18 protein-coding genes, 1 other RNA gene and 1 riboswitch are annotated in these 21,979 nt (G+C 74.6%); of the genes, 9 read left to right on the top strand and 10 right to left on the bottom strand.

Going from position 1 to position 21,979, the window contains the following annotated elements; genetic code table 11:
* Positions 1–38: 38 nt before the first annotated feature.
* The 3 genes from H958_RS0112230 to H958_RS0112240 are packed head-to-tail and all read left to right on the top strand — an operon-like array spanning position 39 to position 2,358.
* The gene (locus H958_RS0112230) at positions 39–983 is read left to right on the top strand and encodes a hypothetical protein (RefSeq protein WP_231379235.1); all 945 of its coding nucleotides are present in this window, start codon (positions 39–41) and stop codon (positions 981–983) included.
* Complete coding sequence (locus tag H958_RS0112235) at positions 968–1,357, top strand: hypothetical protein (RefSeq protein WP_028058885.1); 390 nt, start codon at positions 968–970, stop codon at positions 1,355–1,357. The genes H958_RS0112230 and H958_RS0112235 overlap by 16 nt, the downstream gene beginning before the upstream one ends.
* Before the next feature lie 41 nt (positions 1,358–1,398).
* Entirely contained in the window at positions 1,399–2,358 is a 960-nt protein-coding gene (locus H958_RS0112240; RefSeq protein WP_028058886.1) for a hypothetical protein, read from the top strand.
* Here H958_RS0112240 and recR read toward each other — a convergent pair.
* From recR to dnaX, 3 genes are read right to left on the bottom strand one after another with little or no spacing between them, the layout of a single operon-like run.
* On the bottom strand, positions 2,355–2,960 hold the full coding sequence (gene recR, locus H958_RS0112245; RefSeq protein ID WP_028058887.1) for a recombination mediator RecR: 606 nt from the start codon (positions 2,958–2,960) through the stop codon (positions 2,355–2,357). The two genes, H958_RS0112240 and recR, sit on opposite strands and share 4 nt — an antisense overlap.
* A 50-nt stretch (positions 2,961–3,010) precedes the next feature.
* Positions 3,011–3,448 (bottom strand): YbaB/EbfC family nucleoid-associated protein, encoded by a 438-nt coding sequence (locus H958_RS36760; RefSeq protein ID WP_051324148.1) that lies wholly within the window; start codon positions 3,446–3,448, stop codon positions 3,011–3,013.
* The gene (gene dnaX / locus H958_RS36765) at positions 3,448–5,403 is read right to left on the bottom strand and encodes a DNA polymerase III subunit gamma/tau (protein ID WP_051324149.1); all 1,956 of its coding nucleotides are present in this window, start codon (positions 5,401–5,403) and stop codon (positions 3,448–3,450) included. Before dnaX ends, H958_RS36760 begins: the two co-directional genes overlap by 1 nt.
* A 74-nt stretch (positions 5,404–5,477) precedes the next feature.
* On the opposite strand from dnaX, the gene H958_RS0112260 reads away from it, so the two are divergent.
* On the top strand, positions 5,478–6,887 hold the full coding sequence (locus H958_RS0112260) for a hypothetical protein (RefSeq protein WP_156027943.1): 1,410 nt from the start codon (positions 5,478–5,480) through the stop codon (positions 6,885–6,887).
* 106 nt (positions 6,888–6,993) lie between these two features.
* Here H958_RS0112260 and ffs read toward each other — a convergent pair.
* An RNA gene (ffs, locus tag H958_RS45050) (signal recognition particle sRNA large type) lies at positions 6,994–7,258 on the bottom strand.
* Positions 7,259–7,263: 5 nt separating this feature from the next.
* A complete protein-coding gene (locus tag H958_RS36770) occupies positions 7,264–7,743 on the bottom strand; it encodes an RNA polymerase sigma factor (protein WP_051324150.1) in 480 nt (159 codons plus the stop codon).
* A gap of 45 nt (positions 7,744–7,788) precedes the next feature.
* Between H958_RS36770 and H958_RS0112270 the strand changes: the two genes are divergently transcribed.
* A complete protein-coding gene (locus H958_RS0112270) occupies positions 7,789–8,322 on the top strand; it encodes a hypothetical protein (RefSeq protein WP_028058889.1) in 534 nt (177 codons plus the stop codon).
* Positions 8,323–8,331: 9 nt separating this feature from the next.
* Here the strand turns inward: H958_RS0112270 and H958_RS0112275 are convergent, their stop codons facing one another.
* Positions 8,332–9,975 (bottom strand): O-antigen ligase family protein, encoded by a 1,644-nt coding sequence (locus tag H958_RS0112275; RefSeq protein WP_028058890.1) that lies wholly within the window; start codon positions 9,973–9,975, stop codon positions 8,332–8,334.
* A gap of 474 nt (positions 9,976–10,449) precedes the next feature.
* On the opposite strand from H958_RS0112275, the gene H958_RS36775 reads away from it, so the two are divergent.
* Together H958_RS36775 and H958_RS36780 are read left to right on the top strand one after the other, a co-directional pair.
* Entirely contained in the window at positions 10,450–11,901 is a 1,452-nt protein-coding gene (locus H958_RS36775; RefSeq protein ID WP_051324151.1) for a sugar transferase, read from the top strand.
* Entirely contained in the window at positions 11,902–12,630 is a 729-nt protein-coding gene (locus H958_RS36780) for a tyrosine-protein phosphatase (RefSeq protein WP_051324152.1), read from the top strand.
* Here H958_RS36780 and H958_RS36785 read toward each other — a convergent pair.
* The 3 genes from H958_RS36785 to H958_RS43280 are packed head-to-tail and all read right to left on the bottom strand — an operon-like array spanning position 12,578 to position 15,937.
* Positions 12,578–13,717 carry a glycosyltransferase gene (locus tag H958_RS36785; RefSeq protein ID WP_051324153.1) on the bottom strand — a complete coding sequence of 380 codons (1,140 nt, stop codon included), beginning with the start codon at positions 13,715–13,717 and terminating at the stop codon, positions 12,578–12,580. The genes H958_RS36780 and H958_RS36785 overlap by 53 nt on opposite strands.
* A 1-nt stretch (position 13,718) precedes the next feature.
* Positions 13,719–14,267 carry a serine O-acetyltransferase gene (locus tag H958_RS43275; protein WP_051324154.1) on the bottom strand — a complete coding sequence of 183 codons (549 nt, stop codon included), beginning with the start codon at positions 14,265–14,267 and terminating at the stop codon, positions 13,719–13,721.
* Between the two features lie 29 nt (positions 14,268–14,296).
* Positions 14,297–15,937, bottom strand: a complete 1,641-nt coding sequence (locus H958_RS43280; protein ID WP_028058891.1) for a putative glycoside hydrolase — start codon at positions 15,935–15,937, stop codon at positions 14,297–14,299.
* A 22-nt stretch (positions 15,938–15,959) separates the two neighbouring features.
* Positions 15,960–16,041: riboswitch (cyclic di-GMP riboswitch) on the bottom strand.
* Positions 16,042–16,165: 124 nt separating this feature from the next.
* Between H958_RS43280 and H958_RS36800 the strand changes: the two genes are divergently transcribed.
* Together H958_RS36800 and H958_RS0112310 are read left to right on the top strand one after the other, a co-directional pair.
* Positions 16,166–19,042: a choice-of-anchor D domain-containing protein gene (locus H958_RS36800; protein WP_196807325.1), complete on the top strand. Its 2,877-nt coding sequence runs from the start codon at positions 16,166–16,168 to the stop codon at positions 19,040–19,042.
* Positions 19,043–19,071: 29 nt separating this feature from the next.
* A complete protein-coding gene (locus H958_RS0112310) occupies positions 19,072–20,637 on the top strand; it encodes a polysaccharide biosynthesis tyrosine autokinase (protein ID WP_028058892.1) in 1,566 nt (521 codons plus the stop codon).
* On the opposite strand, the gene H958_RS46240 is transcribed toward H958_RS0112310, so the two are convergent.
* Complete coding sequence (locus H958_RS46240; RefSeq protein ID WP_196807326.1) at positions 20,595–21,965, bottom strand: O-antigen ligase family protein; 1,371 nt, start codon at positions 21,963–21,965, stop codon at positions 20,595–20,597. The genes H958_RS0112310 and H958_RS46240 overlap by 43 nt on opposite strands.
* Between the last annotated feature and the right edge of the window lie 14 nt (positions 21,966–21,979).

A 21,979-nucleotide genomic window follows, 5' to 3' on the forward strand; every position in this document is an offset into this window, starting at 1 on the left:
CACGGGTACGGCCGCAGGAGGCGGGAGTGGCTTCGTTGTTGAAGAGGATCGGCGGACGCCGGACGGTCGTGGGAGGGTTGCTCGCGGCCGGCGCCGTGCTCGGCGCGAGCGCCGTCGTAGAGGGAGCGGACGGGCTTCGCGTCACGCGCGAGCCGTCGGTAGAAGGCAACCTCAAGGTGGGGCAGACGGTGACCGCGGGCGGCTACGGCTGGGACGGTCCGCCGGGCACCTCGATCGGCTTCCAGTGGCTGCGCTGCCCGGACGCCGCCGACGTCTACAGCTGCTCGCTCGTCGGCGGGGCGACCGGGCAGTCCTACCGGCTCGTGCAGGACGACGTGAGCAGGCGCATGCGGGTCGCGCTGATCGTCCGCCGCAACAAGGACTTCGCCTACGGGATCTCGGACGCGTCGGCCCCGGTCGCGGCCGCCGGCGCCGGCCCGACACCGGCGCCCACGCCGCGCTGGACGCCGACGCCGCGGCCCACGGCGACCCCGCGGCCGACCGTGACGCCGGCACCGACGGTCGCCCCGGTCGCGACCCCGGCGCCCGCCCCCGCCTTCGACGTCGCCCCGGCTCCCACGCCGGTCCCTACGTCCGGCCAGGTGCTGCACCAGACGGCCACGAGCAAGAAGGCGAAGATGCTCAAGCCGTTTCCGACCGTGCGCGTACGGGGGCGGCTCACGGCGAGCGGCGCGAACGTGACGCTGCTGACGGTGAGCGCGCCCAAGGGCGTGCGGATCACGGCCACCTGCGCGGGCTCGGGCTGCCCGGCGCGCAAGCTCGCCCGCAGCGCCAAGGTGACGCACCTGTCGACCTTCGAGCGGGTGATGCGCTCGGGCACGCGGCTGACGATCAAGATCGCGCGCCCGGGATACATCGCCAAGGTCACCGTGCTGCGATTCCGCCGCGGCGCCGCGCCCACGCGCTCGGACGGCTGCCTGTATCCCGGCCACCGGAAGACCCAGCGGTGCCCGGCGGGCTGAGCCTCAAGATCACCGCCGTGGTGGCCGCGTTCGCGTTCGTCGGCGCGTTCCGCATCCATGCCGGCTCGGGCGGTGAGACCGCCGGAGCGGCGACGACGCTGTCACCGGCCGGCGCCGGTGCGCTCGCCGCGGACACCTCGACCGCGCCGGCACCGCGGGGGATCGCGGTGCCCGCGCTGAGTCGGGTCGCTGCGCTTCCCGCGCTGCATCGCGCGCCGGCGCGGCCGCACAGGCGCGCCAAGGCGCCCGTGAGGCATGTCGCGACCGCGACCGCGACGCCGACGCCGGCGGCCACGGTCGTCCGGACCGTGCCGACCGCGCCGCCGCGCCGGCCGCAGTCCTACGTCGGCAAGAGCTTCGACTCCGAGGGCTGAGTGATGCCGGCCGTCGCACCCCCACCCGCGCCGTCCGCCTGATGGAGATTCCGCGCGCCCTGCGCTCACGGCCCTACGGGCCGCCGCAGCTGCCCACCCCGGCCGCGCTCACGGCCGCCGCGGCGGTGGTGCTGATCGCCGCGCTCGGCGGCTGGGCGCTGGCCGCCGGCCTCACGTTCGAGCCGGCGGCGGCGCCTGAGGCGCGGCCCGCCGACGTGCGGCTGGGCTCGTCGCTCGCGCTCACGCTGCGCGCGGGCTGGAAGGCGGTCGAGAAGGTCCCGCGCGTGCCGGGACTCGAGGGCCGGCAGGCGCGCGCGTTCGCGCCGGCCGACGGCGGCGCCGGGCGGATGGTGCTCGCCGTGCTGCCGGACGCGACCGGCGACACGCTCCCGAGCGAGACGGCCGCCGCGCTGCGCACGCCGCTCGGCCGGAGCGTGCAGCGGCTGACGATCGGCGGGCGCCGCGGCGCCGGCTACACCGCCCTGGCGATCAGGGACGTCGCGGGGATCGTCGACGTCTACGCCGTCCCGACCGTCGCGGGCGTGCTGGCCGTCGCGTGCGTCGCGCCGCTGGACGATCCGCTGCCCGTCGGCGCCTGCCCGGCCGACATCGTCGACGTCGCCGCCCGCAGGCCCCCGGCTCCGGATTCGCTCGCGCCGCTGCGCGCGAAGCTGCCGGCGGTGGTGGCCGGCCTCGACCGGGCCCGCCGCGCGGGCCGCCGCGACCTGCGCGCCGGCGCAACCTCGAAGGCTCAGGCCCGCGCCGCGGGGCGCCTGGCGGCCGCCTACCGCCACGCCGCGAAGCGGGCCGCCGGGCTCGCACCCGACCTGGGCACGGCCGCCGCCCTTCCCGCCGCGTTCAGCGCCGCGGCCGCCGCCTACGGCGACCTGCGGACGGCGGCGAGCCGGCACAGCCGGCCTGCATGGCGCCGCTCCCGCGTGAAGGTCGACGCGGCCGAGCGCGCGGCGGCGGCCCGCCTCGACGCGGTCCGCACGGGCTAGAGCGCGCGGCGGCCGGCGAACGCGCGGCCGAGCGTGACCTCGTCGGCGTACTCGAGGTCGCCGCCCACGGGCAGGCCGGAGGCCAGCCGGGTGACGGCGACCTGCGGGGCGCGCTCGTGCAGCGCGGCGGCGATGTGCAGGGCGGTCGCCTCGCCGGTCGTCGTCGGGTTCGTCGCCAGCACCACCTCGTGCACGGAGTGGGTGGGATCGAGTACGCGGGCGTAGAGCTGCATCAGCCGCAGGTTCTCTGGCTCGACGCCGTCGATCGGCGAGAGCGCGCCGCCGAGCACGTGGTAGCGGCCGCGGAACTCGTGCGTGCGCTCGATCGGGATCACGTCGTTGGGCTCCTCGACCACGCACAGGACGCCGCCGTCGCGGCGCTCGTCGAGGCAGATCGCGCAGCGCGGGCCCTCGGCGAGGTTGAAGCAGATCTCGCAGAGCGTGATCTTCTCCTTGACGTCGCGGATCGCCTGCGCGAGCGCTTCAGCGTCCTCACCGGACGCGCGCAGGACGTGGAACGCGAGCCGCTGGGCCGTGCGGTTGCCGATCCCGGGGAGCTTCGACAGCTCGGTGACGAGCCGCTGGAGCGGCGGGGCGAGCATCAGCCGCGACTCCGCCCGCGGTGCGGCGTGTCGACCCGCGCGCCGCCCACCTACTTCTTCTTGTTCGAGCGGCGGGCCGCGCGGTTCGGCGCGCCGCCCGGAAGCCCTCCGCCGCCGCCGCCCAGGCCGCCGAGCCCGCCCATGCCGCCCAGGCCGAGCGACTCGAGCGCGCTCATCGGATCGAAGCCCTCGGCGCCGCCGGGCGCGCCGAGCTTGCTCTGCTGCAGCTCCTCGGCCATGCGGATGCCCTCGTTGACGGCCGCGACGACGAGGTCCTGGAGCATCTCGACGTCCTCCGGATCGACCGCGTCGGGGTCGATCGTCAGGCTCTCGATGCGCAGGTCACCGGTCAGCGTGACCTTGACCATGCCCCCGCCGGCGCTGGCCTCGACGCGCTCGGACTTCAGCGCCTCCTGGGCCTCCTGCTGCGCGGCGATCATCGCCTGCGCCTCGGCAAGCATCTTCTGCAGGTTGGGTGGCTGGGGCATCAGGTCTGCTCCTCGGGCTCCGGCGGGAGCTCCTCCGCATCGAACTCGTCCATGAACCGCTTGACCAGCTCCTCCTCCGACAACGCCGGCTGGGCGGCCGCGGTAGGAGCGACCACCTCGTGGTCGGCGCGCAGCTCGTACGCGAGCCGCAGGGAGGAACCGGTCACCGCACGTATCGCGCCCGCGATCAGCTCGCGGTTGGCGGGATCCTCCGCCTTGCGCTTGAGAAAGGCGGAGGACTCGGGCCAGGCGAGCGTGAGGCCCTGGTCGGCGAGCGCCGCCGGCTGGGCGTCCTCGAGCAGGCTCGCGAGCATCGGCGCCTCGGCACGCAGCGAGTCGACCACCGCGGGCCAGACCTCGCCGAAGGACTCGAGCGAGAGCTCCACGCCGGCCGAGAACGAGGGCTCGCCGCCGGGCGCCGCAGGATCGACTACGGCGACCGCCGCGACGGCGGGTGAGGGATCGGCCTCGGTCGCGATCTCGGCGGCGACGGCGGCGGCCGCCTCGTCGGCGACCTGCTGCGCCTCCTGCACCGTGACGAGCGGCGCGCCGGGGAGCGAGGTGGCGGCGGCGACGGGCGGCTGGCCCTCGACCTGCGCCGTGATCGCGACGGCGGTGCGGCCGGCGGGCGCGGAGCCGTAGGCGGGCGAGGGGGCGGGGGCCGGCGATGCCGTGGGCGTCGTCGGAGCGGGCGGACCGGTGGGGGTCGCCGGAGCCGGCGACGCGGGTGCCCCCGCGCGGCCCGCGGCCGTCGCGGGCGCCAGATCGTGGCGCGCCGGCGCCGTCGCCGGGCCGCGGGACTCGAGGCGCTCGATGCGGGCGAGCAGCGCCTTGACCGACGGCTCGAGCCCGGGAGTCGCGGCCTTGACGAGCGCGAGCTCGAGCTGGGTGCGCGCGTCAGCGCCGTCCTTCATCGCCCGCAGCGCGCCCGCGATCAGCTCGAGCAGCCGCACGATGTCGGCGCCGTTGACGCGAGCCGCCTGCTCGGCCAGCCGCTCGTCCTGCTCGGGCGTCACCGACAGCTCGGGCGGCACGCCGCCGAGCACCTGCGTGACCATCAGCCCGCGCGCGTGCGCCTCCAGGTCGCCGAAGAAGCGGCCGAGGTCGCGCCCCGAGTCGGCCAGCCGGGCGCAGGCGCGCAGCGCCGACGCCGCGTCGCCCGACGCGACCGCGTCGACGGCCCCGAACAGCAGGTCCGCGTCGGCCGCGCCCAGCACCGCCAGCACGTCCTCCAGCGCGACCGCGGAGCCCGAGTACGCGACCAGCTGCTCGAGCGTCCCGAGCGCGTCGCGGAACGAGCCCGTCGCCGCTCGCGCGACCAGCGCGACCGCCTCGTCGGGGATCTCGATCGACTCGGCGTCGGCGACCCGCCGCAGCACGGCGGCGATCTGCGCGACGCCGGGACGCGCGAAGTCGAAGCGGTGGCAACGGTCCACGACCGTCGGCAGCACCTTGTTGGCCTCGGTCGTGGCGAGGACGAAGATCGTGTGCGGCGGCGGCTCCTCGAGCGTCTTGAGGAACGCGTTCCACGCCGCCGTGGTCAGCATGTGCGCCTCGTCGAGGATGTAGACCTTGTGCCGGCCGCCGACCGGCGCGTACCCCACGCGCTCGCGCAGGTCGCGGATGTCGTCGACCGAGTTGTTCGACGCGGCGTCCATCTCGACCACGTCCAGCGACGTGGCGGATGCGATCGAGACGCACGACTCGCACGCGCCGCACGGCGTGACGGTCGGGCCGCCGGGGCCGCTCCCGCCGCCGGCCTCGCCCTGGCAGTTCAGGGAGGCGGCGAGGATCTTCGCCATCGACGTCTTGCCCGTCCCGCGCGAGCCCACGAACAGGTACGCGTGGTGGACGCGGTCCTGCTGGACCGCGTTGGAGAGCGTGCGGACCACGTGCTCCTGCCCGACGACGTCGGCGAAGGTGCGCGGGCGATGGCGACGATAGAGGGAGGCCACTGGGATACCAAGGGTAACGTCGCGGGCAGTCCGATCCGGGGCACCCGAACGCCGGACCTTTTACCGTCTTGCGCGTGACCGCCGTCGCCGCGAAGCCGCGTCTTGCGCCGAGTCTCGCGACTCGCGCGGCCGCGCTGATCCCGCTCGGAGCGCTGTTCTGCCGGCTGCTGGTGCGAGCCGGGTTCCTCAATTACGACACCGCCTACTCCCTGTTGTGGGGCGGCGACCTCGCGCACGGCCGCGTGCCCGACACGAGCATCCCGCTCGCCCCCACCGCGCACCCGCTCGCGACGCTGCTGGGCCTCGTCCTGACACCGGTCGGCGACGCCGGCCAGGGCGCCTGGGTCGTGATCGCGTTCCTGGCGCTCGGGGCGGTCGGGTGGCTCGCGTACGAGTTGGCAGCGCACTGGTTCGGCCCTGCCGCCGGAGCGGTCGCGGCGCTGCTGATCCTCACGCGCATCCCGCTGCTGTCCTTCGGCGTGCGGGCGTACGTGGACATCCCGTACGTCGCGCTCGCGCTGGGCGCGGTGCTCGCCGAGGCGCGCGGCCCGAAGCCCAGGCTCACGCTCGCGCTGCTCGCGCTCGCCGGCCTGCTGCGCCCCGAGGCGTGGCTGCTCTCGCTCGCCTACGTCGTCTACCGCCGCGACCTGCGCCTCGTGCCGCTGGCGCTGGCAGCGCCGGTCCTGTGGGGCGTCTACGACCTCGCGCTGACCGGCGACCCCCTGCACTCGCTGACCGGCACCCGCCACGGCGCCGAGGTGCTCGAGCGCACGACCGGGCTCACGGCCGTCCCCACCGTCATGCCGCGGCGACTGGGCGAGATCATGCGCGCCGACGGGCTCTTCGCCGCGGCCGCGGGCGGCCTGCTCGTGCTCGCGTTCATGCGCCGCAGCGCGCGGTTGCCGATCGCCGCCGGGTTCGCGTCGGTCGCGGCGTTCTGCGTGCTCGCCGTCGCGGGACTGCCGATCCTCGGCCGCTACCTGCTGCTGCCCGCCGCCCTGCTCGCCGTCTTCGCCGGTGCCGGCGCGTTCGGCTGGCTCAGGCTCCCGAAGGACCATCCGTGGCGGCGCCGGTGGAGCGTCGTCGGCGCCGCCACGCTGCTCGGCTTCGCCGCCCTGACGCCGGCGCAGGCGAGCCGGATCGAGGACCTGCACCGCTCCATGGCGCTGCAGCAGGACATCCTCGCCGACCTGCACGACCTCACCCAGACGCCCGCGTTCAAGCAGGGCTGCCGGCCGGTCGCGGTACCGAACCACCGGCCCGTCCCGCACGTGGCGCTGTGGACCGGCATCCCGCCGGCGGCGATCGTCTCCGCGCAGCTCGAGCGGCCGGCCCGCGGCCTCTACATCGACCCCGCGAACCGGCGCGTGGAGCGCAACTTCACGCTCGACCCGCGCGACCCGCGCCGGCTGACGGCCGTGGTGCCGCCCGGCTTGGAGCGAGTCGCGGCGAACCGCTCCTGGGTCCTCTTCGCCCGCTGCTAGCCGCGGCGGGAAGATCCGCGCCGGCGAACGCACGGCGAGCTGCAAGGACCCGGGAGGATTTCGCGCCGGCGAATTCTTCCCAAGTCCATTTGCTCTGCAAAATGGACCGTGCACCCTCTGTCGAGCTCGGCCTCCGGGGACTCCCCGTCTCACAAGCTCCGGCCGGGCGACCCCGCAGCGCCCGTCGGTGGTCGCTTAAGGCTGCTTCCTTCCGGACCTGACCTGGTTCACGAGTCGACGTCGCGCGGGACCCGGCCATCGACGCCGCAAGCGCGGGGTGTTGGCCCGGAGCCGTGACCCTCGAGAGGGAATTCAGCCCCGCTAGAGCGGATTGCGGGTACAGGGCGCCGCTACATCCCCGCCTAGCACGGTCCGCTCAGGATGCTAGCGCCTCGCGGAGCTTTCGCAGCGCCCGGTACACCCGGCCCTCGACCGTGGTCAGCGGCTCGCCGAGCACATGCGCGATCTCCGGCACGGTCAGCTCGGCGCCGAAGCGCAGCGAGATCGCCTCGCGCTCCTCGCCGCTCAGGGTCCGGAGCGCCCGCCCGATCTCGTCGCGCGCCTCGACACCGGCGAAGGCGTTGAAGCCCTCCGGGATCAGCACGCGCTCGAGCGCCCGCCCCTCGGCCGCCGCCCTCCGGGCGTGGTCGCGCAGCAGGTTCAGCGCGATCGCGTACAGCCACGTCTTCTCCGATCCGCGCCGCCGGTCGTACTTGACGCCCGAGCGCAGCGCGCGCTCGAAGGCGTCCGCCAGCAGGTCCTCGGCCAGCGCCCGATCTCCCGTCCGGTAGGCGAGGAAGGCGAACAGGCCCTGGGCCTCCGCGGCGTAGAGCCGCTCGAACTCGTCGTCTTTCACGAAGTCTCAGTCAGGAATCGGCCGGCTGCTTCGTATCAGTGTTCGATGACCGAGTTCGACGACGTCATACGGCTCCTTCAGGAAGGCCGGCCCCAGGCCACGGAGATCGAGCTGGACACCATCAAGCAGCGGGCCCGCCGCCAAGCGGCGGACAATTCACGGAGGAAGCAGTCGATGAAGTCACGTCTCGCGATCGTCGCCATGGTGGCGTTCGGCATGGTCTTCAGCACCGCCGGGGCGGGTCTCGCCGTCTCGGGCATCACCTCGAGCTCCGACAACGCCTCGGTGGCGCAGTACGGCACCGTCACGCCAACCCCCACGCCCACGGCGACCGAGGAGGGCGGCGTCCTCCCGGCGGAGGAGACCAACAACGCACCCAAGGGCGGCACCTCGCCCGCCGAGGCCACGCCCTCCGGCGGCGTGTCCCCCGCCGAGGCGACGCAGCCCACGCGCCAGATCGAGGCCACCACCGGCAGCCAGCTGCCGTTCACCGGGTTCGCGGCCATCCCCGTCATGCTCGGCGGCATCGCCTTGCTGACCGGCGGCCTCGTGCTCCGCCGGCGCACGCGCGCCGAGTAGGCCCCGCGCTCATCCGAACGGTATCCCGGCCCGTCTGGCGACCTCTCGCCGGCGGGCCGGGCCGCGCGCGCGGTCGAGGTCCCGCACGAGCGTGCGCGCCAGCGGCTCGAGCGGGTCGAGCCGCAGCGCCTCACGCGCGGCCGGCCGCGGATCGCGCCCGGAGACGCCGTCGACGATCGCCTGCCCGTACGCGTAGCGCCAGTTGTGCGGGTCGCGTGAGCGCGCGGCGCCGACGGCCCGCGTCGCGAGCGCGTACTGCCCGGCGCGCGCGTCGCAGTAAGCCAGCACCTCCCAGGGCTCCGGCCGCACGCCGAAGCGCCCGATCGCATCGAGCGAGGCGTCGATCGCGGTCGGGCAGTCGTTGCTCGCGAAGGCCTGCGAGGCCCGCTCGAGCGGCCCTTGCGAGAGCCACATCAGCGCCGGCGTGAGCGCCAGCACGAGCACGGCCAGCGCCGCCACGATCCGTGGCGTACGGGAGATCTCGCCCCAGCGCTCGGACCCCTGGCGCGCGGCCAGCACGACCCCGCCGGCGCCGAACAGCCAGACGAGCAGCGCGGGCATCTCCCAGTCCCAGTCCACGCCGGCGTGCAGCGCGAGCATCGCCCCGGCCGCGACGAACGCGCCGTGGGCGTGCCGCTCCGGCCCGCCCAGGCGGCGCAGGCCGCCGATGAGCAGCGTGCCGAGCACCACCAGCAGCAGCACGAGGCCCGGCAGGCCGAGCTCCGACAGCGTCTCCAGGTAGAGCGAGTGCCCGTCGGTCATCTGCACCGGTGGCGCCGGGCGGTGCAACTCCCATGTCAGCCGGTAGGTCCCCGCGCCCGTGCCGTGCAGCGGGCTGGAGTCGAAGCCGTCCAGTGCGACGCGCCAGTTGCCGATCCGCCCGTTGTCGACCGCGGAGGTGAGCCGCGTGCGGAGGTCCGAGGTGCCGTAGTAGTACCGCCCTTCGGTGAACGTCTTGCGCGCCTCGGCGATCCGGTGCGGCGCGCCCGCGACGAGGGCGCCGCCGAGCAGCGCGACGATGACCGACGCGGCGAGCGCCTCCCTCGCGCGCGGCGGCAGGCGAACCCGCTCCAGCCGCGTGTCGAGCGGCAGGACAGCGGCGCGCGCGGCGGTCGCCGCGACCGAGCAGACCACGACGACGACGCCGACATGGCGGCCCTGGCCGGCCGCCGCCGGCGAGTCGAAGCCGATTCGGGCGAGCAGGTCGGCGTCGTAGGCGACCTTGACGGCGATCGCGGCGGGGATCGCGGCCGAGAGCGCGGTCACGAGCCCGCGCGGCTGCGCCAGCAGCGCGTACAGGACGACGCCGACCGGGAGCACCCAGATCGCCCCGCGCGAGAACGTGAAGTAGAGGGTGACCGCGACGGGCGCCAGCGCCGCCGCCGCGAGCACGCGCACTACGCGCGGCTCGGCACCGCTCGCCGTCAGGTGAAGCGTGAGGACCACGCCGAGTGCGCACGCGATCCCCATCGCGTTCCAGTAGGTCAGCGGGAAGGCCACGCGCTCGGGCAGCACGCCTCCGGAGATGGGAAACGTCGCGGGCCACAGACGGGTGACCAGGCCCGCGATCGCGAACGCGACGAACGCCGCCGCAGCCCACCGCAGCACCAGCGCAAGGTCGCCGCGGCGCGCTGCGAACGTGCCAGTCAGCATCAAAACAAGGCCATACAGCACCGCGCGATCGCATTCGGACAACGCGCGTGATGGGGCGTCCGACCACGCCGCCGAGCAGAGAATCCAGACTGCGAAGGCCGCCAATGCCCCGGAAGCCAGTGCCAGAGCCGGACTGAAGCCAGAGAAGGGCCGCGGCGCGGTGGTGATCCGCCCGGCCACGAGCGTCAGCGCGAGAACGAGCGCGACGACGCCGACGGTCCCCGGGAAGAACCCGCCGGCGTGGAAGCCGAGCCATGCCGTCGCCAGCCCAGGTACCGTTACGTGCCAGCGGCGGAGTGCGTCGCGGGCTTGGGCGGCCGGACGGGGTGAGCTCAAGCTAGGAACCTAGGAGCCGATTCAGGATATGGGCGCTCGCGCGTGCCTGAACGGCAGGATGCATCGGATAGCCAGAGGACGGCGATTGATACACAGGATTCCGGGGCATGATTCCGACGCCCGGGCAAGGATGCACACTTGAGCACGAACGCGACATCGGCAGATTCGTCAGCCAGTCTGAGCGTCCCGACGGACGTCGTCTCAGACGCGTTCGTCGCGCCCCAGCCGCAGGCGGCGCGACGGCACGCGCAACTGCGCCGCCAGCTGCTCAGCGCCGACGTCATCTGCGGCTCGATCACCGGCGCCCTCGCCGCGCTCGTCACGGGCCTCCACTGGGACACGCTGCCCGTCGTCGCGCTCGCGATCGGCCTCGGCTGGCCGGTGCTCGCCTATGTCTGCGGTCTCTACGCCTCCGACGACCTGCGGACGTGGGCGTCCGGCGTCGGAGAGGCGCCGCGACTCGCCGTCACCTCGCTGCTCATCTCCTGGCCCGCCTTCGGCATCCTCGCTGCGCTCCACGGACCGCACGCCGTTCGCGGCGCGCTCTTCGCCGGCGCGATGACGGGCGCCGGAGCAGGGCTCGGGCGCGCCGCGGCGCGCGTCGGCCTGCATCGCGTCCCGTCGCTGCGCCAGCGCACCTTGCTCCTCGGCTCGGGCGCCGTCGCCAAGCAGCTCGTCGACCGGCTGCAGCGCCACCACGAGCTCGGCCTCGACCCCGTCGGCTTCATCGACGACGACGTCCACCAGCCCGGTGAGCTCGGCATCCCCCGCCTCGGCACGCTCGACTCGCTCTCTGACCTGATCACGTTCGGCCGCGTGGATCGCGTGATGATCGCATTCAGCCGCGCGAGCCATGAGGACCTGCTGCACTGCATCCGCGTCTGCCGCGACAAGGGCGTCACGGTCGACATCGTCCCGCGCCTGTTCGAGTTCCTCGACGGCGCGCGCTCGATCGAGCTGGTCGGCGGCATCCCGCTGCTCTCGATCCAGCAGCCCGCGCTGGCACCGCTGTCGCGCTTCACCAAGCGCGCGCTCGACGTCGCCGGTGCGTCCGTCGTGCTGCTGCTGCTCTCGCCGCTGCTGCTCGCGGTCGCCGTCGCGATCAAGCTCAGCTCGCGCGGCGGCGTGTTCTTCACGCAGCAGCGCTCCGGCCGCGGCGGTCGCTTCTTCCGGCTCTACAAGTTCCGCTCGATGAAGGTCGATGCGACCGTGCTCGTGCGCGAGGACGGCGCGATCGTCAAGCGGCCGGACGACGACCGCATCACGCGCGTCGGCCGCTTCATCCGCCGCTTCTCGATCGACGAGGCGCCTCAGCTGCTGAACGTCCTCAAGGGCGACATGAGCCTCGTCGGGCCGCGTCCGCTCGTGCTCGCCGAGCACGCAGCGCTGAGCGAGGACTGGCAGACGCGCCGCGCCGACCTCCGTCCTGGCCTGACCGGCCCGTGGCAGATCTCAGGACGCTCGCACATCCCGTTCCAGGACATGATCAAGTTCGATTACCAGTACGTCGCCGGCTGGTCGCTCGCGCGCGACGTCGAGATCCTGCTCGCTACGCTCCCGGCCGTGATCTCCGGGCGCGGCGCGTACTGATTGATCGACCTGCACTGCCACGCGCTGCCGGGCGTCGACGACGGGCCTGCGCAGCAGGCCGGCGCGCTCGCGCTGCTGCGCGCGGCGGCGGCCGGCGGCACGCGCACCGTCGTCGCCACGCCGCACGTCTCGCCGCGCTATCGCACGTCGCCGGAGACGATCGACGCCGGCGTGGCGGGGATGCGCGCCGCGCTCGCGGCTGAGCGCGTCGAGCTCGAGCTGCTCGGGGGGGCGGAGGTGGCGATGGAGCTCGCGCTCGAGCTGCCCGACGCCGTTCTGCGGCAGCTGACGCTCGGGGACTCGTCGTGCCTGCTGCTCGAGTCGCCGCTCGCGCCCGCCGTCGGCCCCGTGTTCGAGCGCTGCGTCGCGGAGCTGCAGCAGCGCGGCTACCGGATCCTGCTCGCCCACCCGGAGCGCGCGCCGGCCTTCCTCTCCCGCCCGCAGCGCCTGCAGGCGCTGGTCGAGGGCGGCGCGTTGTGCTCGATCACCGCTTCCTCGCTCGACGGGCGCTTCGGCGCGGCGGCACGCTGGTATGCGCTCGAATTGCTTCGCGACGGGCTCGTGCACAGCGTCGATTCCGACGCGCATGACGCGATCGGCCGCCCGCCCGGGCTGACGGCCGGTCTCACGGCAGCCGCCGAGACGCTGCCGCCGCTGCGGGAACGGGCCGCGTGGCTCACGACCGGCGCGCCGGCCGCGCTGCTCGCCGACGCGCCGCTGCCCGGCTGAGCACGGCGTCGTAGGCGGCGGCGGTCTCGCGCACCATCCGCTCGGCGGTGAACCGCTCCGCGTGCCGCGCCCGCGAGGCCGCTGCCATGCGGGCCCGCCGCGCCGGGTCGAGCAGCAGCTCGGCCAGCGCCGCGGCCAGCCGGCGGGGATCGCCGGGCGGCACGAGCAGCCCGGTGTCCGGCGCCACCGCCTCGCGCGTCCCGCCGACGTCGGTCGCGACCTGCGGCACGCCGCACGCCTGGGCCTCCAATACACCGATCGGGAACGCCTCCCACGCCGACGGAAGGGCGTAGACGTCGAGCGCCTGCAGATGCCGGGCGGCCGGCGCCGAGAAGGGCAGGAACGCGAGCCGGCCGTCGAGTCCGAGCCGCGCGGCGCGCGCCTGGAGCGCCGCGCGCTCGGGCCCGTCGCCGACGACGGCGACCCGCGCGGCCGGCACGCGGCCGAGCAGCTCGGGCACGGCGTCGAGCAGCACCTCCACCGACTTCTGGCGCCGCAGCACGGTGACGGCGCCGACCAGCAGCCCGCCGGCCCGCAGCGCCGCCAGGGCGGGATCGGCGGTGAGCCCCGGGTCCGGCGGCGGGCAGCCGTTGTGGACGACGATCAGGCGGTCGGGCTCGACAACGCGCGCCTCGGTCGCGATCCGGCGCTCGTCCTCGCAGACGCAGATCAGCCCGGCGGTCAGCGGGCCGAGCAGCCGCTCGGCTGCGAGCCCGAAGCGCCGGCGCCTGGCCGAGACGTCGCCGACGAACGGGAGGCAGTGCGGCGTGTAGATCGCCGGCAGCCGCCGCGACGCCGCCGCGAGCCGCGCGAGCACGCCGGCCTTGGCCGCGTGGCCATGGACCACGTCGAAGCCGCGCAGCTCCCGGATCAGGCCGGCGAGCGCGGCGGCGTCCCGCTGCGGGTGCGCGTAGTCGCGCCCGAGCGGGAGCGCATGGAACGCCTCGAGCCCGCCGGCGCCGGCGAGGTCGGGCGGCCCGAAGACGACCGGCTCGTGCCCGTACGCGCTCAGGCCGAGGGCGAGCAGCCTGACGTGCTCGGCGACGCCGCCGTCCGGCGGCTCGCATATGAGTGCGACGCGCGCCACGTCAGCGCTGCCTGACGACGCGCGCCGGCGCCCCGGCGATCACGACGTCGCTGCCGAAGGACGAGGTCACGACCGAATTCGCCCCCACCTGCACGCGGTCGCCGAGCTCGACGGGCCCGAACACCGCGGCGCCCGGCCCGATGAACGCGTCGTCGCCGACCGACGGCGAGCCGGCCAACCCGTCCCCGACCACCACCGCGTCGGAGCCGAGCGTCACGCCCTGCATGATCGTCGCCCGCGCGCCGACGCGGCAGCCGGGCCCGATCACGACGCCGGTCGGGTGGTACAGCACGAGGCCGGGGCCGATCTCGGCCTGGAAGGCGGCGTCGCAGCCCGTCAGGACGTGATTGGCCTGCTTGACCAGGGCCCCCGCCGCGCGCGAGCGCCCGCCCGCGGCCTGAGCGAGGCGCAGCAGCGCGACGGCGGCGAACCGCACCGTGGGCGCGTTGCGCGCGATCGCACGCGCGACCGCCGCAGGCCCGGGCTGCTCCGGGAGGCCCGGAGCGTTGGCGCGGAAGTCGGCCTTCAGCAGGGCCCAGGTCGACGGCACCGGCGCGAGTCTAGTGTCGCGAGTAGGCGCTAGCGGAGGCGGAAGCGGTGGTAGCGCGAGCGCGACGGGAGCGCGGTGCCGGTGCCGGTGAAGGTCGCGCGGACGCGGTAGCTCCCGGCCTTCAGGCGCGCGAGGTCGCGGCTGTAGGCGCCGGACCCGGCGACCGTCGCGCTCGTGCGCCGCGCGGTCTTCCAACCCGGCGAGGCGCGCCGCTCGACGCTGATCCGCACCACACCACTCGTCGCGCCCTTGACGCGGCCCTTCACGCGGACGCTCGAGGCGCGCGCCGTGGTGGCGGTGCGCGCCGGGGCGCTCGCGCCCGCCGCATGCGCGCGCGGGCGCTTGTGGGAGGGGCGGCGCGGCGCCGGTGTCGGCTTGGGCGGGACCGGCGTCGCCGTCGGGGTGGGCGTGGGCGCCTGCGGCGCGGGGGTCGGCGTCGGGGTCGGGATCGGTGTGGGCGTCGGGGTGGGCGTCGGCGTCGGCGTGGTGCCGACGGACGTGTCGGTCGGCGCGGCCGGGCGCAGCAGCACCGCGCCCGAGGCCGGCGGGAGCGTCACGGACGTCACGTCCTTGCCGGTCAGGTCCTTGAAGCCGGAGCCGACGGTCGCGCTGCGCGTGACCGTGCCGGGCTCGTTGACGAGCACCGTGCCGCCGGCGAAGTCCCGCCGCAACACGCCGCCGATCTCGTAGCGGTCGCCGAGCGCCGCGCCCAGCTTGGTGTCGTAGCCGCTCCACCAGTCGTCGGGCGTGCCGCCGCGCTCGTTGCCGATCGCGTCGCGGCCCGAGGAGAGCAGGAAGTACGCGGCCAGCCCGTAGAGCTGCCCGGCGGCCGTGTCGGCGCGACCGTCGAGCACGACGCCGTGGCCCTCGGCGTGGCGGCGGTCGACCCAGGCGAGGAAGGTCTTGAGCGAGTAGGTCCAAGTGCCGCCGGTGATGCCGGTGTCATTGACGCCGCGCTCGATCTCGATCAGGTCCGCGGCCTGCAACTCGCGCTTGAGGTAGCTGTTTCCGTCCCCGAGGTACCAGAGCGCGTTGTGGACGATCTCCGCGCCCGGCAGGGCGGCGCGGATCTGCTCCATGAACTCGGCCATGTAGCGCTGCCAGACGGCGAGCGTCATCGGCTGGCCGGTGCGCGGGTCGATCGGGGCGATCGTCGTGCCGGCGCCGTTGGACACGCGCGGCTCCATGTTGACGTCGTCGACGAACAAGCCGCGGTAACCGGCGGCGACCTGGGCCTTGGCCTTGGCGATCCAGTCGGCGCGGAACGCGGGCGAGCCGATGTCGGCCGCGTACTGCGTGCACGTCGTGCCGTTGCAGGCGAACTGCACATAGAGCTTGTTGCCGCTCGCATCCCGCAGGATCCACTCGGGGTGCTGCGTGGCGAGCGCCTCGCCCGGATAGATCGCGTAGGCGTCCTTGTACGTCCAGGCCGTCGAGTACCAGCTCAGGCGCGCGTCGAAGTACGGCGCGTAGGTGCGCATGCGGTAGTAGTGCGAGCGCATCCAGCTCTGCTGCGCCGGCGTCGGCGCGGAGGTGAAGCGGTCGAAGCTGGACTCCGCGGCCTTGGCGAAGTTCACCGTGCCGGCATCTGCGGCGTGCGCGGTGGGCGCGGCGCCGGCCAATGCGGCGACGGCGAGGGCTGAGGCGGCGAGGCGGCGTGCCCCGCCCATGCAAGCGGTCAACGTGTGCTCCTTCGGCGGCTGGGCGACCTCGCGGCGGGTCGAGGTCCCTGGCTTTGCGTCCCCGCCTCACGACGGGTTTGCCTTTGTCGGTGAGCGCACCTGGTGGCGCGCCGAGGAGTGCATCGGCAGAACGCGCCTCGGGTTTGAGTCCGGGGCGGCATCGAACATCCGTCCCGGTCGCTTGGGAAACGCGAATGCCGAGGCATGATGGGCGCGGTGAGACGCCGCGCCCTTCCGCTGCTCGCCTGGGCCGCGGCGCTCATCGCACCCCAGACGGCCGCGGCCCAGGTGGTCACCGCCCGTGCCGACGCGCTCAGGACCGGCTGGTACCGCGACCAGCCGCAGCTCTCGCCGGGGCAGGTGACGGGCGGGACGTTCGGCCGCCTCTTCGACGCCGAGGTCGCCGGGCAGGTCTACGCCCAGCCGCTGGTCGCCGACGGCACGCTGCTGATCGCGACCGAGGACAACGAGGTCTACGGGCTCGATCCCCTCACCGGCGCGCGCAAGTGGACGCGTGAGCTCGGCACGCCGTTCGACCCTGGCGGCGTCGGCGAGTACGGCTGCGGCGACCTCTACCCGCACGTCGGCGTCACGGCCACCCCGGTCGTCGACGGTGACACGGCGTATATGACCGCGAAGACGCTCGAGGACGACGGCTCGGTCGCGTACTGGATGCACGCGCTCGACGTGCGGACCGGGAGCGAGAAGTCCGGCTTCCCGGTCGCGATCGCGGGCGAGGCGGGCAACGCGCCCGGCAAGGCGTTCGACCCTCGCATGCACCTGCAGCGCCCGGCGCTGCTGCTCCTGGACGGCGTCGTCTACGCCGCGTTCGGCGGCCATTGCGACATCTCGCCCTACCAGGGCTGGGTCGCCGGCGTCTCGACCGCCGGCCGGCTGACCGCACTGTGGACGGCGGAGACGGCGCCAGGCGCCGACGGCGCCGGCATCTGGCAGGCTGGCGGCGGCCTCATGTCGGACGGCCCCGGACGCATGTTCCTCGCCACCGGCAACTTCAACTCGCCGCCGTTCGGCCCCGGTGACGAGCCCCCGGGCGCGCTCGGCCAGTCGGTCGCGCGCGTCGACGTGCAGGGCGACGGCTCGCTGCGGACGAAGGACTTCTTCTCCCCCTTCGACGCGGACGTGCTCGACGGCTACGACGCGGACTTCGGCTCCGGCGGCCCGGTCGGGCTGCCGTCGGCCGCCGAGCTGCCGGGCAGCCCGTTCGGGACCCCGGCCTACCCGCGGCTCCTGGTCGCGGTCGGCAAGGTCGGCTACGTCTATCTGCTCGATCGCGACGCGCTGGGCGGGCGCGGCGAGGACGGCGGCGGCGACGCGGTCGTCGCGCGCATCGGCCCGTACGGCGGCGTCTGGTCCTCACCTGCCGTGTGGCCCGGCGACGGCGGCTGGATCTACATCCCCACCGCGTCGCCCGGCAACGTCCCCGGCGGCTCGAGCGGGGCGCTGAACTTCTATCGCTCCGGCGTCGACGGCCAGGGCCGGCCGACGCTGTCGCTGACCGCCACGACGGAGCCGTTCGGCTTCGGCTCAAGCGCGCCGGTCGTGACGTCCGACGGGACGCAGAGCGGCTCCGCGCTCGTCTGGCTCACCTGGTCGCCGGGCACCGACAGCCCCGGTGCGCAACTGCGCGCCTACCCGGCCACGCCGCCCGCGGGCTCGGACCCGGCGCCGCTGTGGAGCGCCCCGATCGGCGTAGCGGCCAAGTTCGCCCCGCCCGGCGTGGCCGACGGGCGCGTGTACGTCGGCACGGCGGACGGGCACGTCTACGGCTATGGCTCGCCGGTCGATCCGGCACTCACGGGGCCCGACGTCGTCTGCGGGGAGCCCGTCGCGGTCGGCGCGTCGCGGACCTGCGAGGCGGTCTTCACGGCGCGCCGGGACGTCCACGTCACCGGCGTGAACGGCACGTCGCCCGCGTTCGTGCCGAGCGCGCCGGCGCTGCCGCTCGACCTCCAGGCCGGCGATCGGCTGACCATCCCGGTCACGTTCACGGCGCAGAGCACCGGCCCCGCCGGCGGCTCGGTGCGCGTGCAGACGACCGAGGGCCAGTTCGCGGTCGGCGTGACCGGCACGGGCATCGCCGACGGGCCGCTGCTGGCGTCCGGCACGCCGGTGCTGAGCTTCGGCGGCATCGCGCAGGGGCGGAAGGTGACAGGGACGGTGATCCTCCGCAACGCCGGCTCCCAGCCGCTGACGATCGACGAGATCATCAGTCCGTCGGCCCCGTTCTCGATCTCCGGCGCGCCGGGGAGCGGCGATGAGCTGCCGCCGGGCGAGGAGGTGACGGTGAGCGTCGTGCTCACGGCGTCCCAGATCGGCGACTACGAGGACGACCTGACCGTCCGCAGCAGCGGCGGCGACGTCGAGGTCGGGCTGGTGGCCAGCGTGCGGACGCCGCCGGAGCTCTCGATCGGCGGCTCGGGCGCTTTCGGCGACGTCGTCGTAGGCGAGAGTGCGGAGCGCACCGTGACGCTCACGAATACCGGAGGCTCGCGGCTGACGATCACGAAGTCCAAGCCGCCGGTCGGCGGCGACTTTCGCGCGCTGACCAGCGTGCCCGAAGGCAGCTCGATCGCGCCCGGGCGCTCGGTGACGCTGACGGTGCGCTTCACGCCCGCGTCCGAGGGGCCGGCGCACGCCGCGTGGACGGTCACCGCCGATGACGGCACCGGCGTCCACGACATCGCGTTCGAGGGGACCGGGGTGGCCGCGCCGGCGCCGACGCCCACCCCTGCGCCGTTCGACGGCCCCCCGGCGCCGCTGATCACGCCGACGCCGACGCCCACTCCCACCGTGACGCCGCCGCGGATCAAGCCGAAGCTCACCACGCTGCACGCCAAGACCGACCAGCACCGGCGCAGGATCTCGGTCAGTTTCGTGCTCGACCGCGCCATCACGGTGCGGGTCGAGCTGCTGCGTGGCAAGCGCGTGGCCAGGCGCGTCTCGCTCAGCGGGCGCCGCGGGACCAACCGCCTCACCGTCACGCTCGGCTCGCTGCGGGCCGGGCGCTACACGCTCCGCCTCACCCCCGCGGGAGGCAGCGCCAGGACCCACCGGATCCGCGTCTCCGGCTGACGGTGCCGGAGCTACCGTACCCTGTCGCCATGTCGCTGCCGCTCGCGTCTTCCCAGCCACCGGGCCGCAGCCGCGGATCCGAGGAGCAGATCGAGGTCCGGCGGTACCTGGAGGCGCTGCGACGCGGCCGCTGGACGATCGCCGGGATCGTCGCCGTGCTCACCCTCGCCACCGCGCTCGTCTCCACCAGCCTGCCGAAGCGCTACGACGCGACGGCGACGATCGTCAAGCAGGTCGACACCGACCCCCTGAACACCGGCAACGTCGACGCGCTCACGCGCGAGCTGGCGACGATCGACCAGTTGCTCGAGACCGACGAGATCCTCTCCGCCGCGGCGCGCAAGGTCCCGGGCGAGTCCGCCGCGACGCTCAAGGACAAGGTCCACTCCGACGTCGACCCCGTGGCCAACCTGATCTTCGTCAACGCCTCGGCGCGCGATCCCCGAAGTGCCGCAGCGATCGCCAACGCCGTCGCGCAGACGTTCGTGAGCGCCCAGGCCGGAGTCGAGCGGCGCCAGTACGAGGCGGCCCGCGCCGGGTTGCAGGAGGAGCTCTCGCGCGTCCAGAACCAGGCCGGCTCCGCTCAGCAGGTCGAGGCGCTGCAGCAGCGGCTCAGCCAGCTGAGCGTTTCGCTCGCGTCGGCGGGCACCGACCTCAGCGTCGCCGAGAAGGCGACCCCGCCGGACTCGCCGGCGTCGCCGAAGCCGCTGCGCAACAGCGTGCTGGCGCTCTTCGTCGGCCTCCTCGTCGGCGTCCTCGTCGTGCTGGCGCGCGATCAGCTCGTTCCGCGCGTCGCCAGCGCGCGCGAGCTGAGCCGGCTGCTCGACATCCCGGTGCTCGCCACGGTGCCGCTCGCGCGGCGCAGGTCGCGGCGCGGCGCGCGGCGGGCGCTCTCGGGCGTCGAGCATGAGACGTATCAGTCGCTCGGCGCCTCGATCCGGTTCGCCGTGCCGCCCGAGGAGGATCACCCGCGCGTGATCCTCCTCACCAGCACGCTGCACGCCGAGGGCAAGAGCACCGTCACGGCGGAGCTGGGGCGCGCGCTCGCCCAGGCCGGCCATCGCACGCTGATCGTCTCGGCGGACCTGCGCTGGCCGACGCTGCACGGCATCATGGACGTCCCGCTCGCCCCCGGCCTCGCCGACGTGGTGACGGCCGCGGCCGAGGGCAGCGACGGCGACGACCTCGGCCGCCGGCTCTCGGACGCGATCGTCCCGGTGCACGATCAGTCGCGGCGCGGCACGCTGCACGTGCTGCCCAGCGGCAACCGCCCGTCCGATCCCGCCCGGCTGCTGTCGGGCCCCGGCGCCGAGCGCACGCTCGACGCACTGTTCTGGCTCGACTACGCGTACATCCTGATCGACTCGGCGCCGCTGCTCGGGATCGCCGACACACAGGCGATCGCGCGGCGCGTCCGCAGCATGCTCTTCGTCGCACGGCTCGACCGGCTGAGCGTCGACGCCCTGATCGACGCGCGCGAGCTGCTCGACCGCTACGACGTGGAGCCGATCGGCCTCGTGGCGATCGGCGCCCGCGGCGAGGCGTCGCCGTACTACCTCAGCCCGCCGCGGCCGACCCCGGTCGAAGACGCCTGACCGCCGGCGGCGGGCGCCATCGCGGCGGCCCAGATCAGCCCGGCGATCAGCCACAGATGCCGCCAGTGGAGGGTGTCGACGAAGATCGAGTTGGCGAGCGCGCCGCACCAGGATCCGAGCAGGGCGGTCGAGCCGATCCCGTAGGTGGAGCGCCCCGCGATGGCGTTGCCGCCGGCGATCACGAGCACGCCGATCATCAGCGCGAACAGCACGGCGGCGCCGGTCACCCCCTCCTCGGCGAGCGCCCGGATGTACGTCGAGTGCGCGGAGACGGGCGAGAGGATCTCGAACTGCCCGGGGCCGATGCCGAGCGGGCGCGTCTCCGCGAGCTCGATCCCCGTGCGCTGCGCGCCGAAGCGCTGCGTGTCGTAGGTCTGGAAGCGCGCCCGCTGCTCGAGGAACTGCAGCGAGCCGGTGGCGACGACCGTCCAGCCGACGGCGCCGGCGACCGTCAGCACGAGCACGAACAGGGCGAGCGCGCGGCGGCCCGCGCCGCGCCGCAGGGCCAGCACGACGAGCATGACCAGGACGCCGACAGCGAGGTTCAGCGCGGCGGCGCGCGAGTAGGAGAACACGACGCCGATCACGAGGATCAGGAACCCGATCCGCTTGAGCGTGCGGCCGCGGCCGAGCAGGCTCGGGCGCAGGGACTCCTCCAGCAGCATCAGCGCCGCGGGAACGAGGAACGGCCCGTAGACGTTGGGGTCCTTGAAGAGCCCCATCGCGCGTTCGTAGTCGTCGGTGATCAGCAGCGTCGAGCCGGGGAAGTGGACGCGCAGGGCGAGGGTGCCGAGCAGCGCGGAGGCCACGGCCACGCCGATGTAGACGCGCAGGACGCGCCGGGCGCGCGACGGCCCGTCCACGTAGCCCGAGGTCCAAAGGCCGAACACGAGCAGGTAGATCGTGATCGAGGCGAACTTGACGGCGCGCGCGATGTCGACCGCGTCCATCATCGCCAGCAGATTCAGCGCGATGAACGCGCCGGCGAGGGCGACCATCGAGAGCGGGGCGTGATCGAGCCGGAAGCGGCCGGTCACCGCCGCGACGACGATGATCACGGCGAACACGGCGTCGACCGGCGCGGGCTCGACGCGCACGACGGCGAGCAGCGCCACGCCGAGCGCGACCGCGAGGTCGTAGCGGACGAGCGTCAGCGCGAGCACCGAGACGAGCCCGACGCCGCCCGCGATCACCAGCGGGAAGGGCAGCGGCTGCGCGTACAGCGCGAGTCCGAGCGCCACGCCCAGCAGCGCGGGCAGCATGAGCCGGGCGAGCACCGCAACGGAGCCGCCGGAGCTCTCCCGGGGTCCGAGAGCGATAACGCGCACGCAAGCAGACTAGA

Source organism: Candidatus Solirubrobacter pratensis, from assembly GCF_000425945.1.
Taxonomy (GTDB): domain Bacteria; phylum Actinomycetota; class Thermoleophilia; order Solirubrobacterales; family Solirubrobacteraceae; genus Solirubrobacter; species Solirubrobacter pratensis.